Origin of the sequence: Rathayibacter sp. AY1E3, from assembly GCF_002932235.1 — a bacterium.
GTDB lineage: Bacteria > Actinomycetota > Actinomycetes > Actinomycetales > Microbacteriaceae > Rathayibacter.
The window spans coordinates 155,738-170,367 of the sequence record NZ_PSVN01000009.1; the positions used below are offsets into that span (position 1 = coordinate 155,738).

Consider the following 14,630-nt stretch of genomic DNA (forward strand, 5'->3'; position numbering starts at 1 on the left):
TCGGAGAGACGACCGCCCGGTTCGAGGGAGGCCGCTGGGCCTTCGGCAGCACCGCGCCGCCCGTCACTCCCGCTCGCGACGAGGCCGACCCGCTCGATCGAGCCGCATCGGAGCGGCATCCGCCCCTCGACTCGACGACCGCTCCTCCCGGAGACGCGGACGGCCCGCGGGAGGAACTCCCACGGGCCGGACACGGTGCGGCTGCGCTCAGCGCGCGCGCTTCTCGCGGATGCGCACGCGGGCTGCGCTCAGCGCGCGCGCTTCTCGCGGACGCGCATGTTGACGTTCACCGGCGACCCCTGGAAGCCGTAGATCTCGCGCAGGCGGCGTGCGATGTAGCGGCGGTAGCCCGGGTCGAGGAACCCGGTCGTGAAGAGGACGAATGTCGGCGGGCGCGACGAGGCCTGCGTGCCGAAGAGCACGCGGGGCTGCTTGCCTCCGCGGAGGGGGTGCGGGTGCGCCGCGGTGAGCTCGGCGAGGAAGGCGTTGAACTTGCCCGTCGGGATGCGGGTGTCCCACGACTCGAGGGCGAGCTCGAGCGCGGGCACGAGCTTCTCGAGGTGGCGGCCGGTGCGGGCCGAGATGTTGACGCGGGGCGCCCACGCCACGTGCGCGAGGTCGGTCTCGATCTCGCGCTCGAGGTACCGGCGGCGCTCGTCGTCGAGCAGGTCCCACTTGTTGAAGGCGAGAACGAGCGCACGGCCCGACTCCAGCACCAGGTCGATGATGCGGACATCCTGCTCCGAGATCGGCTGCGAGACGTCGAGGACGACGACGGCGACCTCGGCCTTCTCGAGCGCGGTCGAGGTGCGCAGCGACGCGTAGAAGTCGGCGCCCTGCTGGAGGTGCACGCGGCGGCGGATGCCCGCGGTGTCGACGAAGCGCCAGACCTTGCCGGCGATCTCGACCTGCTCGTCGACCGGGTCGCGCGTGGTGCCGGCGAGCTCGTTGACGACGACCCGCTCCTCCCCCGCGGCCTTGTTGAGAAGGCTGGACTTGCCGACGTTCGGGCGGCCGAGGATCGCGACGCGGCGCGGTCCGCCGACCTCGCGCTTGGCGACGGCCGACTCCAGAGGGAGCCTCTCGAGCACCGCGTCGAGCAGGTCGGCGACGCCGCGGCCGTGGACGGCCGAGACGGGGCGGGGCTCGCCCAGGCCGAGCGACCACAGCGAGGCGGCGTTCGGCTCCTGGCGGGCGTCGTCCACCTTGTTCGCGGCGAGGAAGACCGGCTTCTTCGTCTTGCGCAGCAGCTTCACGACGTGCTCGTCGGTCGCGGTCGCGCCGACGTTCGCGTCGACGACGAAGATGACGGCGTCGGCGAGGTCGATGGCGATCTCGGCCTGCATGGCGACGGAGGCGTCGATGCCGCGGGCGTCGGGCTCCCAGCCGCCGGTGTCGACGATGGTGAACGCCCTGTCGATCCACTCCGCCTTGTAGGACACGCGGTCGCGCGTGACGCCCGGGGTGTCCTCGACGACGGCCTCGCGGCGGCCGAGGATGCGGTTCACCAGCGCGGACTTGCCGACGTTGGGGCGGCCCACGATCGCCACGACCGGGAGGGCGGGGAGGTAGCGGACCTCGTCCGAGTCCTCCCCGGCGAACTCGAGGAGGTCGAGGTCCTCCTCGTCGAGGTCGTAGTCCTCGAGTCCGCTGCGGAGCGCCTGCGCGCGTGAGGAGGCGAGCTGCTCGTCGAGGTCGCCGAGGCGCTCGACGAGGTCGTCGTCTCCGAAGTTCAGCTCGTCGTCACCGACGTGCGTGTCCTGTGCCATGACCGGCCCTTGCTCTCGAAGTTCGGACCTCGGCGACGACCGCGTCGACGGTCTGCTCGAAGTCGAGATGAGTGGAGTCGAGAAGAGTGACTCCTTCTGCGGCGTTCATGAAGTCGACCACCTGCGAGTCGGCGCGGTCCCTCGACCGCAGCGCCTGACCCGTCGCCTCGGCGGATTCCGTGGTGACCTCGCGCGAACGCCTGGCCATTCTAGCCTCTTCGCTCGCCGTCAGCAGGATCCGGACCGGAGCGGTCGGTGCGACGACCGTCGTGATGTCGCGGCCCTCGACGATGATGCCCTCCCGACGCGTCTCGCCGATGATCCTCCGGAACAGCAGTGTGATCCTCCGACGGACCTCGGGGACCTTCGCCACGGCCGAGACGCGCGCGGTCACCCGGGGCTCGCGGATGGCGGTGGTCACCTCGGTCGGACCGACCCACACCGAGTACGACTCGGGGTCGGTGCCGATGGAGTAGTCGAAGCCGTCGAGCGCGTCGACGATCGCGTCCTGGTCCTCGAAGTCGAGGCCGCGGTCGAGCCCGTGCCAGGCGAGCGCGCGGTAGGCCGCTCCCGTGTCGAGGAACTCGAAGTCGAGGCGGCGGGCGGCAGCCCTCGACACGCTGGACTTGCCGCTGCCGGCCGGGCCGTCGATGGCGACCACGACGGCCTCGCCGAAGTCGCCCTGCTCGGCGGCCTCGGAGCGCGCCTCGCGCTCGGGAGCCGCGCCCCCGTCCTCCGGGATGCTCTGCTGTGCCCGGCGGGCGGGCGTCATCCTGTTCAGGCCGCCCTCCTGCCTGTTCTGCTCGGTGCTCATCCGGCGATCCTCCAGCCGCGTATGGTCAGTTCTTCGGTCAGCGGCGCGACCGCTTCGGGCACGACCGAGATCTCGGCGAGACCCACTCGGCGCCCCTGCGCGTGCTCGAGGCGCACGTCCTCGAGGTTGACGCCCGCCTCGCCGATCTCGACCAGGAGTCGCGCGAGGGTTCCGGGAGAGTCGTCGACGAGGACGATCAGGGTCGAGAAGCGCTGGTCCTGGCCGTGCTTGCCGGGCAGGCGCGCCACTCCGGCGTTGCCCGCGGCCAGGTGCTCGGCGAGCACGCGGCGCGAGCCGGGCGCCTCGAGGTCGCGGAGAGCGTCGGCGACCGCGGCGACGTCGTCGCGGAAGGCGTCGAGCACCGTGACGACGTGCTCGCGGTTCGCGGCCAGGATCTGCATCCAGAGCTCGGGGGCCGAGGCCGCCAGGCGCGAGACGTCGCGGACGCCCTGCCCGGCGAGGCGGAGCGCCGCGTTCGGGGCGTCGAGGAGGCGCTGGCCGAGCAGTGACGAGATCACCTGCGGGGCGTGCGAGACGAGGCCGACCGAGAGGTCGTGCTCCTCCGGGTCCATCTCGACGATGGTGCCGCCGAGGTCGAGAGCGAGGCCCTCCACCCGCGCGAGCGCGTCGGGCGCGGTCTCGCCGTCGCGGCAGATCACCCAGGGCCGACCGACGAAGAGGTCCCCCCGCGCGGCGACCGGTCCGCCGCGCTCGCGGCCGGCCATCGGGTGCGAGCCGATGTAGCGGGCGAGGTCGACGCCGCGGGAGCGCAGCTCGCGCAGCGGCTGGGTCTTGACGCTCGCCACGTCGGTGACGACGGCTCCGGGGTGCGCCGCGAGCTCGCGCTCGACGACGCTCGCGGTGACGTCAGGGGGGACGCAGACGACGACGACGGAGGGCCGGTCGTCGGCGGAGGCGGCGCGGCCGGCCCCGTAGTCGATGGCGAGGGAGAGGCTCGCGGGCGAGGCGTCGTCGAGGACGACGTCGATCCCGCGGGAGGCGAGGCCGAGGCCGATGGAGGCGCCGAGTAGTCCGGAGCCGACCACCCGCACCGTCCCGGTCGTCCGCATCGCGGGCGGCGCGGGGTGCAGGAGCTCGTTCACCCCGACAGCCTAGCGATCGGCGCGGCGCTGCTTGTCGGCGCCGGACCGGCGCGGAGGACCGTCGCTCCGCCCGCCGCCGGCGGAGGAGCCGCCGCGATCGGACGACCGTCCCGCCGAGCCGCCGCGGTCGGACGACCGTCCGGACGATCCGCCGCGATCCGAGGATCGCCCGGCCGAGCCGCGCTCCGCCGGGGCGACGCGCTCGCCGCTGTCCGGCCGGGGCCGCCGCGCACCGGCGCTCGCCTTCTTCGAGGGGACCGCGGGAGCGGCCGCCACCGCCTCGCCGCCCTGCCGCGCGATCGTGAGCAGCGCGCCCAGCTCCTCCCGGGTCAGGTCGCGCAGATCGCCCGAGCGCAGGGTGCCCAGGTGCAGCGGACCGAACTGGCGGCGGACGAGCTCGATCACCGGGTGGCCGACCGCCGCCATCATCCGGCGGACGACCCAGTTGCGACCGGAGTGCAGGGTGATCTCGACGAGCGAGGCGTTCGAGCGGCCCTCCGGCCGGCCGAGGAGACGCGCCTTGTCGGCGGCCACCGGTCCGTCGTCGAGCTCGATCCCGGAGGTCAGCGTCGCGATCGTCTGCGGGAGCACCTGCCCGTGCACCTTCGCGATGTAGGTCTTCGTCACTCCGAACGACGGGTGCGCGAGGACGTGGGCGAGCTCGCCGTCGTTGGTCAGCACCAGCAGGCCCGAGGTCTCGGCGTCGAGGCGCCCGACGTTGAACAGCCGCTCCTCGAAGTTCTTCGTGTAGAGGCTGAGGTCGGTGCGTCCGTTCTCGTCCGCCAGCGAGCTGACGACGCCGATCGGCTTGTTGAGCATGACGTAGCGGCGCGAGGTGTCCAGCTGCACCGCGACCCCGTCGACCTCGATCCGGTCGGTCGCCGGATCGATGCGGCGGCCGAGCTCGTCCGCCACCTCGCCGTTGACGCGGATCCGCCGCGCCACGATCATCTCCTCGACCACTCGTCGGGAGGCGACCCCCGCTGCCGCGAGGACCTTCTGCAGTCGTTCGCCGTCGGGGCCGCTGTCAGGCGCGCTCATCGAATCCGTCTCTTCCGTCGCTCAGTAGGGGGGAGATCTTCGGCAGCTCGTCGAGCGAGGTGAGGCCGAGGTGCACGAGCAGCTGCTCGGTGGTGCCGTAGAGGACCGCGCCCGTCTCGGGGTCGTGGCCGACCTCCGCGATGAGGCCGCGGCCGAGGAGGGTGCGCGCGACGGAGTCGACGTTGACCGCGCGGATCTGCGCGACCTGACCGCGCGAGACCGGCTGCTTGTAGGCGATCACGGCGAGCGTCTCGAGAGCCGCCTGCGAGAGCCGCGTCGGGTTCTGCGTCAGGACGAAGTCCTTGACCACCGGGTCGTACTCGCGGCGCACGTAGATCCGCCAGCCGGCACCGACCTCGCGCAGCTCGAAGCCCCGGCGGGTCGCCCCGTCGGCGCCGTCGTAGTCGGCGGCCAGGCGCTCGATCGACTGGCGGACCACGGCGATCGGCCTCGACAGCGCGGTCGCGAGGGAGGCGAGCGGCTGCGGCTCGTCCGCGACCATCAGGATCGCCTCGATCGCCCGGTCGATCTCGAACGCGACGGTCCCGGGGCCGGCGTCAGGAGTCATAGTCGGCTCCGAGCGCGGCGAGGCTCGCATCGCTCCACTGCTCGGCGACCCAGCGCAGCGTGAGCTCGCCGAGCGGCTCCGGCTGGTCGAACGAGATCGCGGCGTGCCGGTAGAGCTCGAGCACGGCCAGGAAGCGCGCGACGATCACGCCCTTCTCGTCGGCGTCCGCGATCAGCTCGCCAAACGTGGCCCTCCCGCGGGCGCGCAGCATCGCCACGACGTGCGCGGCCTGCTCCCGGATGCTGATCTGCGGGGCGTGCAGGTGGTCCAGGCCCACCGTCGGCAGCTCGCGCGGAGCGAGGGCGACGGTCGCGAGGGCGGCGAAGTCGGCGGGCGACAGGGTCCAGACGAGCTCCGGCTTCGCGGACCGGTACTCCTCCTCCAGAGGCACGTCCCGCACGTGGCGGGCGGTCTCGATCGCGATCCGCTCGGCGAACCACGACGACACCTGCTTGAAGGCCCGGTACTGCAGGAGCCGGGCGAACAGCAGGTCTCGCGCCTCCAGCAGCGCCGCGTCCTCCGCGTCCACGAGCTCGCCCTGGGGCAGGAGTCCGGCGATCTTCAGGTCGAGGAGCGTCGCGGCGACGACGAGGAACTCCGACGCGCGGTCCAGCCCCTCGAGCGAGTCGATCCCGTGCAGGTACGAGAGGAACTCGTCCGTCACGGCGCTCAGCGCGATCTCGGTGATGTCGACCTGCTGCTTCGCGATGAGGCTCAGCAGGAGGTCGAACGGACCCTCGAAGTTGGTCAGCGCGAGGTGGAACCCGGTGGGAGCGGCGCGCTCCTCGAGGAGGACCTCAGGCGACCGCGCCACGCGAGATCAGCTCCCTGGCGAGCTTGCGGTACGCCTTCGCGGCGTTGTGCTCGGGCGCGAACTGGGTGATCGGGACGCCGGACACGCTGGCGTCCGGGAACTTCACCGTGCGGCCGATCACCGTCTCGAGCACGCTGTCTCCGAAGGCGTCGACCACCCGGTCGAGCACCTCCCGCGAGTGCAGAGTGCGGGAGTCGTACATCGTGGGCAGGATGCCGTCGAGCTCGATCACCGGGTTGAGCCGGTCGCGGACCTTGTCGATCGTCTCGATCAGCAGGGCGACGCCGCGCAGCGCGAAGAACTCGCACTCGAGCGGGATGAGCACGCCGTGGCTCGCGGTGAGCGCGTTGACCGTGAGCAGGCCCAGCGAGGGCTGGCAGTCGATCAGGATGACGTCGTAGTCCGCGCTCACCTTGCGGAGCACCCGGGCGAGGATCTGCTCGCGCGCGACCTCGTTGACGAGATGGACCTCGGCGGCGGAGAGGTCGATGTTGGCCGGGATGACGTCCAGGCCCGGCACGCGGGTCCTCCGGATCGCCTCGGCCGGGTCCTTCACGGTGCCGAGGAGCAGGTCGTAGATCGTGATGGCGTCGTAGGTTGTGACCCCGAGGCCGGCCGAGAGGGCGCCCTGCGGGTCGAAGTCGATGGCCAGCACGCGTCGGCCGTACTCGGCGAGGGTCGCGCCCAGGTTGATGGTCGTCGTCGTCTTGCCGACGCCGCCCTTCTGGTTGCAGAGCGAGATGATCCGGGCGGGGCCGTGACCGGTGAGCTCCACCGGCAGCGGGAAGTCGCGCAGGGGGCGGCCGGTCGGGCCGAGCGTCGGGGCTTCGAGACCGGTGAGCTCGGCCTTGTCGTCCGTCTTGCGTGTCACCTGCGTCGTCCTCGCTTCCGTGGCGGCGTGCGCTCCCGCGCGGCCTCCGACGAGTGTACCGGCGCCCCGCTCCTCGGCCGCCGCGCCCCGCCGCGCGGGGCCGCGGCTCTAGCGCCGCGCTCGCGGGTGCGCGGACGTGTAGACGTCCCGGAGCGTGTCCGCCGTCACCAGTGTGTAGATCTGCGTCGTCGCCACCGAGGCGTGCCCGAGGAGCTCCTGCACCACGCGGACGTCGGCGCCGCCCGCGAGCAGGTGGGTCGCGAAGGAGTGCCGGAAGGTGTGCGGCGAGATCTCCCGGTCCAGCCCGGCCTTCTCGGCGACGGCGCGGATGACCAGCCAGGCGCTCTGCCGCGACAGGCGGCTCCCGCGGACCCCCAGGAAGAGCGCCGGCGTCGCGCGCCCCCTCCGCGAGAGCTCCGGCCGCGCACGCACGAGGTACTCGTCGACCGCCTCGCGGGCGAAGCGGCCGAGCGGCACCATCCGCTGCTTGGACCCCTTGCCCGTCAGCCGCACCACCTCCGCGGCGACCACGTCGTCGACGTTCAGGTCCACCGCCTCCGAGATGCGCGCGCCCGTCGCGTAGAGCAGCTCCAGCAGGGCCCGGTCCCGCAGGTCCGCGAGCTCCTCGCCGCGCGCAGCGTCGAGCAGCGCCGCCATCTGCTCGACCGTGACCGCCTTCGGCAGGGTCATCGGGATCTTCGGCGGCACCACGTCCCGGGCAACGTCGTCCGCGACGACCCCCTCCTCGAGGGCGAAGCGGTGCAGCCCTCGGACGCTCGAGAGGATCCGTGCGCGCGAGCTCGCCGCGAGCGGCCGCTCCGGGCGTGCGGCCAGCCAGGAGGAGAACTCCCCCACGTCGACCCGTCCGAGCTCCGCCAGATCGACGGTCCCGCGCTCCTCGAGCCAGCCGAGGTAGAGCTCCAGGTCGCGCCGGTAGGCCGCGAGCGTGTGCGCCGAGAGCCCGCGCTCCACGCTCGCCTGCCGGAGGTACGCCTCGGCGCAGGCGCGGGGGCTCACCCCCGGGGGTGGCGGACCCGCGGGTGGCGCGTCCACGGCGAGGACGCGTCGCCCAGCCCGTCCCAGTCGCGCGAGCGGAACGCGTGCGCCGCGAGCACCGCGATCGTCAGCGAGGGGTTCTGCACCCGGCGGGCGAGGACCGCCTCGACCGCCTCGTCCAGCGGCACCCACCGCAGCTCCATGTCGGCCTCCTCCGCCTCGCGGTCGAAGGCGGAGCCTGTGGACGAGAGCCCGCGGGCCAGGTAGATCCGGATGACCTCGTCGCTGCCGCCCGGCGAGGTCGCGAACTCCGAGAGCAGGTCCCAGCGCTCGGCATGCAGGTCCGTCTCCTCGCCCAGCTCCCGCTGAGCGGCGACCAGCGGATCCTCGCCCTCGACGTCGAGCAGGCCGGCCGGGATCTCCCACTCGCGGGTGCGGACCGGGTGCCGGTACTGCTTGATGAGGGCGACGCGGTCCTCGTCGTCGAGGGCCAGCACCGCGACGGCTCCCGTGTGATCGAGGAACTCCCGGCGCAGCTCGCCGCCGCCGTAGCGGAACGTCTCCGCGCGGACGCCCCAGACCATCCCGTCGAAGACGCGCTCACTGGTCAGGACCTCCGGCTCGACGAGCTCGTCCGACAGCGGCTCACTCATCGGCGCCCGCCTCCGATGCCGGGAAGAGGCGCGAGGCCTCCTGGCGCTCGAGGGCGGCGGTCACGAGGCCGCGGAAGAGCGGGTGCGCGGCGTTCGGGCGCGAGCGGAGCTCCGGGTGCGCCTGCGTGCCCACGTAGTAGGGGTGCTTCTCGCGGGGCAGCTCGACGTACTCCACGAGGTGGCCGTCGGGCGAGAGGCCCGAGAACCAGAGCCCCGCCTCGGCGATCCGGTCGCGGTAGCGGTTGTTGACCTCGTAGCGGTGACGGTGGCGCTCGGCAGCCTCAGGTGCGCCGTACACCTCGGCGACGATCGAGCCCTCGGCGAGCTCGGCCGTGTAGAGGCCGAGGCGCATCGTGCCGCCCATGTCCCCGGACGCGAGGATCTCGACCTGCTCGGCCATCGTCGCGATGACGGGGAACTCCGTCTCCGGGTCGAACTCCGACGACGAGGCCCCCTCGAGGCCGGCCTCGTTGCGGGCGTACTCGATGACCATGCACTGCAGGCCGAGGCAGAGCCCGAGGGTCGGTATCCCGTTCTCCCGCGCGAAGCGCAGCGCGCCGAGCTTGCCCTCGATGCCGCGGATGCCGAAGCCGCCGGGCACGCAGATGCCGTCGAGCTCGGAGAGCGCCTTGGCCGCAGCCTCGGGGTCCTCGAGCCCGTCGGAGGCGATCCAGCGGATGGCGACCTTCGTCTGCTGCGCGAAGCCGCCGGCTCGCAGAGCCTCCGTCACCGAGAGGTAGGCGTCGGGCAGGTCGATGTACTTCCCGACCAGGCCGATGGTGACCTCGTGCTTGGGCTCGTGCACGGCCTCGAGCAGTCGCGACCAGCCGTCCCAGACGACCTCGCCGGCCGGGAGGCCCAGCTGGTCGATGATGTAGGCGTCGAGGCCCTGCTCGTTGAGCATCTGCGGGATCTCGTAGATCGACGCGACGTCCTTGGCGTTGACCACGGCCTGCTCGTCGACGTCGCACATCAGCGCGATCTTGCGCTTGTTCGACTCCGAGACGGGCCGGTCGCTCCGCAGCACCAGGGCGTCCGGCTGGATGCCGATCGAGCGCAGCGCAGCGACGGAGTGCTGGGTGGGCTTGGTCTTCTGCTCACCGGAGGCGCCCATGAAGGGCACCAGCGAGACGTGCACGAAGAAGACGTTGCGGCGGCCGAGCTCGTGGCGGACCTGGCGGGCCGACTCGATGAACGGCTGGCTCTCGATGTCGCCGACGGTGCCGCCGATCTCGGTGATGATGACGTCCGGCTGCGGGTCGTCCTCCGACTGGAGGCGCATGCGCCGCTTGATCTCGTCCGTGATGTGCGGGATGACCTGGACCGTGTCGCCGAGGTACTCGCCGGCGCGCTCGCGCGCGATGACCCTCGAGTAGATCTGGCCGGTCGTGACGTTCGCGGCCTGGTTCAGGTTGATGTCGAGGAAGCGCTCGTAGTGGCCGATGTCGAGATCGGTCTCGGCGCCGTCGTCGGTCACGAAGACCTCGCCGTGCTGGAACGGGTTCATCGTCCCCGGGTCCACGTTGAGGTACGGGTCGAGCTTCTGCATGACGACGCGCAGCCCGCGCGCGGTCAGCAGGTTGCCCAGGCTCGCGGCCGTGAGTCCCTTGCCGAGCGAGGAGACGACACCGCCGGTGACGAAGATGTGCTTCGTGATCTTCGAGGGGGCGTCCTGCCCGGCCGTCGAAGCGTTCCGGGTCGAGGACCCGGAGGAGCCCTCGGGATCCGAGGGAGAAGAAGAGGAAAGGCCCGCGTTCGTAAAGTCCACCACGGGGTTCCACCGTAACAGCAGAACGGCGGCGGCGGACCGCCCGGGACGGATCGATGTCGTCCAGGGCCGCTCGCGATCAGCCCCGCCGACTCGATTCGAGGAGCTCCCGCGCATGAGCGAGAGCGTTGGCGGAGTCGGTGAGCCCCGAGAGCAGGCGCGCCATCTCGGACACCCGCTCCTCGGAGTCGAGCTGCGTCACGGCGCTCGAGGTCACCGCGCCGTCCGAGCCCTTCTCGACGCGGAGGTGGTTCGTGGCGAATGCGGCGACCTGCGCGAGGTGGGTCACCACGATGACCTGCGATGTCTCGGCGAGCCGCGCGAGCCGTCGGCCGATCTCGATCGCCGCTGCTCCGCCGACCCCTGCGTCGACCTCGTCGAAGACGAACGTCGGCACGGGGTCGTTGGCGGCGACCACGACCTCGATCGCGAGCATCACCCGCGAGAGCTCGCCTCCCGAGGCTCCGCGGGCGAGGGGCCGGGGTGCGGCCCCGGTGTGCGGCTGGAGCAGCATCTCGACGGAGTCGCGCCCGTGGATGCTCGGCTCCCCCGCGGCCGTCACCTTCACGTGCAGGCGCGCATCCGCCATGGCCAGCGCGGTGAGCTCGTCGCTGACCCGCTCCCCCAGCTCGGCGGCCGCCGCGGTCCGCAGCTCGGTCAGCCGGGTCGCGAGGCGGTCGACGAGGTCCGCGTCGGCCGCGGTGTCGGCCTCGAGAGCCGCGATCCTCTCGTCGTCGCCGTCGAGCTCGAGCAGGCGGAGTCCGGAGGAGTCCACCAGGTCGAGCACGTCGTCCAGGGTCGGTCCGTAGGTGCGGGCGAGCAGGGACAGCTCCGCCCGCCGGTTCTCGATCAGCTCCAGGTCGTGCGCGCCGTCGAGGTCGAGCTCCGCCAGGTAGGAGGAGAGCCCGCCGGCGGCGTCGACGAGGAGCACCGCCGCCTCGCCGAGCGTCTGGACCGTCGGCTGCAGGGCGGCGTCATGCTCGGCCGCCCGCTCCAGCACGCGCCGCGCCGTCTCGAGGAGCCCGAGCGCGTCCCGCCCGTCCAGCTCCTCGGACGAGATCGCCTCGCGGGCCTCGCCGGCGGCGAGCCGGAGCTGCTCGATGCTCCCGAGCCGGGCGGACTGCGCCGCGAGCTCGACGTCCTCCCCGCGCTGGGGGGCGACCACCTCGATCTCGGCGAGGGCGGAGCGGAGCCGTTCGGCTTCGCGGGCGCGCGTCTCCCGGGCCTCGGTGAGCGAGTCGAGCTCCTCCCGGTTGGCCCGCCAGCGCTCGAAGGCGCTCGCGTAGTCGCGGAGGGCGTCGGCGAGACCGGGTCCGCCGAACCGGTCGAGCGCCTCACGCTGCGCCGCGGCGGAGCGGAGGCGGATCTGGTCCGACTGCCCGTGCACGACGACCAGCTGATCGGCGAGCTCGCTCAGCACGCTGACCGGTGCGCTCCGGCCGCCGACGACGGCTCGCCCGCGTCCCTCCGCCGAGACCGAGCGCGCGAGGAGCAGCTCCGGGCCGTCGAGATCGCCGCCGGCGTCGTGGACGCGCTCGGCGACCGGGCCCTCCTCGGGGACCAGCCAGCGCCCCGACACCCAGGCCTGCTTCGCTCCCGAGCGCACCGCGGACGCGTCCGAGCGCGCGCCCAGCACGAGGCCGAGCGCCGTGACCACCATCGTCTTGCCGGCGCCGGTCTCGCCGGTGACCGCGGTGAAGCCCGGTCCGAGCGGGAGCGTCGCCTCGGCGATCACTCCGAGGTCGCGGATCTGCAGCTCTTCGAGCATCGGGCCTTACTCCGTCTCCGCCGACCCCCGCCATCCGCGGATGGGGAGACCGAACTTGTGCACGAGTCGATCGGTGAAGGGGGCGTCGTGCAGGCGCGCGAAGCGCACGGGCACGGGCGAGCGCCGGTAGACGACGCGCGCTCCCGGCGGCAGCTCGTAGGCGCGCCGGCCGTCGGCCCAGAGGACGCCGACGCCGTCGGTCCTCTCCTTGACCTCGACGGCGAGGCTCGACGACGGGCCCACGACGAGGGGCCGCGCGAAGAGCGCATGGGCACTGAGCGGAACGAGGAGCATCGCCTCGACGGTCGGCCACACGACGGGGCCGCCCCCGGAGAAGGCGTAAGCGGTGGAACCGGTCGGAGTGGACACGACGATGCCGTCGCAGCCGAAGCTCGACAGCGGACGTCCGTCGACGCCCACCATGACCTCGAGCATCCGCTCGCGGCTGCCCTTCTCGACGGTCGCCTCGTTGAGCGCCCAGGTCTCGTAGACGACGGCCTCGTCGATCTTGACGCGCACCTGCAGGGTCATCCGCTCCTCGACCGCGTAGTCGCCGTCGAGCGCACGGGCGACGGCGTCGTCGAGATCGTCCCGCTCGCTCTCCGCGAGGAACCCGACGTGGCCGAGGTTCACGCCGAGCAGAGGGGCCGTCCCGGACCGGACGATCTCCGCTGCGCGGAGGATGGTCCCGTCCCCGCCGAGCACGAACACGAGCTCGATGAACTCGAGCGGCACGTCGGACCCGAGCACGGCGACGTCGCTCAGATCCGGAGCGACCGCGACGATGTCGCCCTTGTCGTCGGCGCAGAGGACGGGGTGGGCGCCGGAGTTCCGGAGTCGCTCGACGACGAGGACCGCCGCATCGAGGGAGTCCGTCCGTCCGGTGTGGGCGACGACGAGGATGTTGCGCTCGTCACGAGGGGACTGCATCGAGGGGGTGTCCTTCTGGTCGGTCGACAGCGGCGGACACGATCGCGTCATCCGGTGGTGAGCGCGGTGACCGCGTCCCTCCATTCTGTCGGAATCGTTCCGCGGTCGCGGTGGAGGTGCGCCAGATACTCGCGATTCCCAGCGCCCCCCGGGAGTGGCGACTCGGCCAGCCCGACGACGCCGAGCCCCAGGTCCCACGCCGACCACAGGACGTCCGAGAGGGCCTCGCGACGCAGCTCCGGATCCCGGACGATCCCCTCCCGCACCCCCAAGCGGCCGACCTCGAACTGCGGCTTCACCAGCACCACGAAGTCGGCGAGCGGATCCACGGAGGCGGCGACGGGAGGCAGAACCATCCGCAGGGAAATGAAGGACACGTCGGACACGACCAGGTCCGGGACGATCTCGGTCCTGGCGGCTTCGGCGAGCCGGGCGGCGGTGAGATCCCGCGCATTGAACCCCTCCACCACGTGGACGCGATCGTCGGACCGGATCCGGGGAGCGAGCTGCGCGTGCCCGACGTCGAGGGCGATCACCGAGGCGGCGCCGCGCTCGAGCAGGACCTGCGAGAACCCGCCCGTCGACGCCCCGACGTCGAGAGCGTTCCGGCCCGCGACTCGCACCGTCACGAAGGTGTCGAGGGCGGCGAGCAGCTTGTGGGCGGCCCGGCTGACGTAGTGGTCAAGGCCGGCGACCGCGACGTCCTGATCGTCGCGCACGCGGATCGAGGGCTTCAGTGCAGGGACACCGTCCACCGTCACCAGACCGTCGGCGATCATCCGAGCGGCATGGGTGCGGGACCGGGCGATGCCCCGCTCGGCGAGAGCCGAGTCGAGTCGCGAGTCGTCGGTCATCGGTCGCGGTCCGCGTTCTCGAGTCGAATGCGCAGCTGCTCCTGCAGCTGGACGTATCCGGCTGCCCTCTCGTTGAGCGGAGTCTGCTCGATCCGGAGGAGCTCGTCTGACAGGACGTGCTCCTCCACGGGGTCGAAGCCGTTCTGGAGCGGCCTCGATTCCGGGGAGGGCGTCGGGTCGTGCTGAGTCATCGCTGCTCCTCGTTACGGAGTCGGGCGACGACGGTCATCGTCGCTCCAGCCGGCCCTGTTCCTCCTCGAACAGAGACCGACAGGTTAAACAGCGATGGCCACCCATTTCTGGGTGGCCATCGTGAATGGTGTCCGGCGGTGTCCTACTCTCCCACAGGGTCCCCCCTGCAGTACCATCGGCGCTGAGAGTCTTAGCTTCCGGGTTCGGAATGTGACCGGGCGTTTCCCTCTCGCTATGGCCGCCGTAACCCTGGCGACACACGCACCCGAAGGCACATGGTCAAATCTGGGTTACACGCCGTGCGTGTATTCAATTGTTCCGCTCCTCCCGAAGGAGGATGCGGGGTGCCCGTCTTCTGGGAACCACAAAGTGGACGCAAGCAATCTCTGACCACTCCTACCAGCCTTTACAACGGTATGAGTGTAGTGATTATCAAGTTATCGGCTTATTAGTACCGGTCAGCTCCGACAGTCTTTAGTCCTGTCTTCC

General features: G+C 71.9%; 13 protein-coding genes, 1 rRNA gene and 1 pseudogene. All 15 read right to left on the reverse strand.

What is annotated here, in order from left to right:
* Positions 1–248 precede the first annotated feature (248 nt).
* A complete protein-coding gene (gene der / locus C5C53_RS09790; protein ID WP_104267428.1) occupies positions 249–1,769 on the reverse strand; it encodes a ribosome biogenesis GTPase Der in 1,521 nt (506 codons plus the stop codon).
* Entirely contained in the window at positions 1,744–2,583 is an 840-nt protein-coding gene (gene cmk / locus C5C53_RS09795; protein ID WP_244230649.1) for a (d)CMP kinase, read from the reverse strand. Before cmk ends, der begins: the two co-directional genes overlap by 26 nt.
* Positions 2,580–3,653 (reverse strand): prephenate dehydrogenase, encoded by a 1,074-nt coding sequence (locus C5C53_RS09800; protein ID WP_104267444.1) that lies wholly within the window; start codon positions 3,651–3,653, stop codon positions 2,580–2,582. The genes cmk and C5C53_RS09800 overlap by 4 nt, the downstream gene beginning before the upstream one ends.
* A 303-nt stretch (positions 3,654–3,956) precedes the next feature.
* Positions 3,957–4,727: pseudogene (locus C5C53_RS09805) on the reverse strand (pseudouridine synthase); the annotation flags it as partial.
* A complete protein-coding gene (scpB, locus tag C5C53_RS09810; RefSeq protein WP_104267430.1) occupies positions 4,714–5,295 on the reverse strand; it encodes an SMC-Scp complex subunit ScpB in 582 nt (193 codons plus the stop codon). The pseudogene C5C53_RS09805 and the gene scpB, both read right to left, overlap by 14 nt.
* Entirely contained in the window at positions 5,285–6,109 is an 825-nt protein-coding gene (locus C5C53_RS09815; protein ID WP_104267431.1) for a ScpA family protein, read from the reverse strand. Before C5C53_RS09815 ends, scpB begins: the two co-directional genes overlap by 11 nt.
* Positions 6,093–6,980, reverse strand: a complete 888-nt coding sequence (locus C5C53_RS09820) for a ParA family protein (RefSeq protein WP_104222502.1) — start codon at positions 6,978–6,980, stop codon at positions 6,093–6,095. The genes C5C53_RS09815 and C5C53_RS09820 overlap by 17 nt, the downstream gene beginning before the upstream one ends.
* A 108-nt stretch (positions 6,981–7,088) precedes the next feature.
* On the reverse strand, positions 7,089–7,997 hold the full coding sequence (gene xerD, locus C5C53_RS09825) for a site-specific tyrosine recombinase XerD (protein ID WP_104267432.1): 909 nt from the start codon (positions 7,995–7,997) through the stop codon (positions 7,089–7,091).
* Positions 7,994–8,629: an NUDIX hydrolase gene (locus C5C53_RS09830; RefSeq protein WP_104267433.1), complete on the reverse strand. Its 636-nt coding sequence runs from the start codon at positions 8,627–8,629 to the stop codon at positions 7,994–7,996. Before C5C53_RS09830 ends, xerD begins: the two co-directional genes overlap by 4 nt.
* Entirely contained in the window at positions 8,622–10,286 is a 1,665-nt protein-coding gene (locus C5C53_RS09835; protein ID WP_104222604.1) for a CTP synthase, read from the reverse strand. Before C5C53_RS09835 ends, C5C53_RS09830 begins: the two co-directional genes overlap by 8 nt.
* Positions 10,287–10,476: 190 nt before the next feature.
* Complete coding sequence (recN, locus tag C5C53_RS09840; protein ID WP_104222499.1) at positions 10,477–12,165, reverse strand: DNA repair protein RecN; 1,689 nt, start codon at positions 12,163–12,165, stop codon at positions 10,477–10,479.
* Between the two features lie 6 nt (positions 12,166–12,171).
* Positions 12,172–13,095, reverse strand: coding sequence for an NAD kinase (locus C5C53_RS09845; RefSeq protein WP_104267434.1), 924 nt, complete (start codon positions 13,093–13,095; stop codon positions 12,172–12,174).
* Positions 13,096–13,142: 47 nt separating this feature from the next.
* Positions 13,143–13,949: a TlyA family RNA methyltransferase gene (locus C5C53_RS09850; RefSeq protein ID WP_104267435.1), complete on the reverse strand. Its 807-nt coding sequence runs from the start codon at positions 13,947–13,949 to the stop codon at positions 13,143–13,145.
* On the reverse strand, positions 13,946–14,140 hold the full coding sequence (locus tag C5C53_RS09855) for a hypothetical protein (protein WP_104267436.1): 195 nt from the start codon (positions 14,138–14,140) through the stop codon (positions 13,946–13,948). The genes C5C53_RS09850 and C5C53_RS09855 overlap by 4 nt, the downstream gene beginning before the upstream one ends.
* A gap of 130 nt (positions 14,141–14,270) precedes the next feature.
* A 5S ribosomal RNA gene (rrf, locus tag C5C53_RS09860) occupies positions 14,271–14,387 on the reverse strand.
* Positions 14,388–14,630 lie beyond the last annotated feature (243 nt).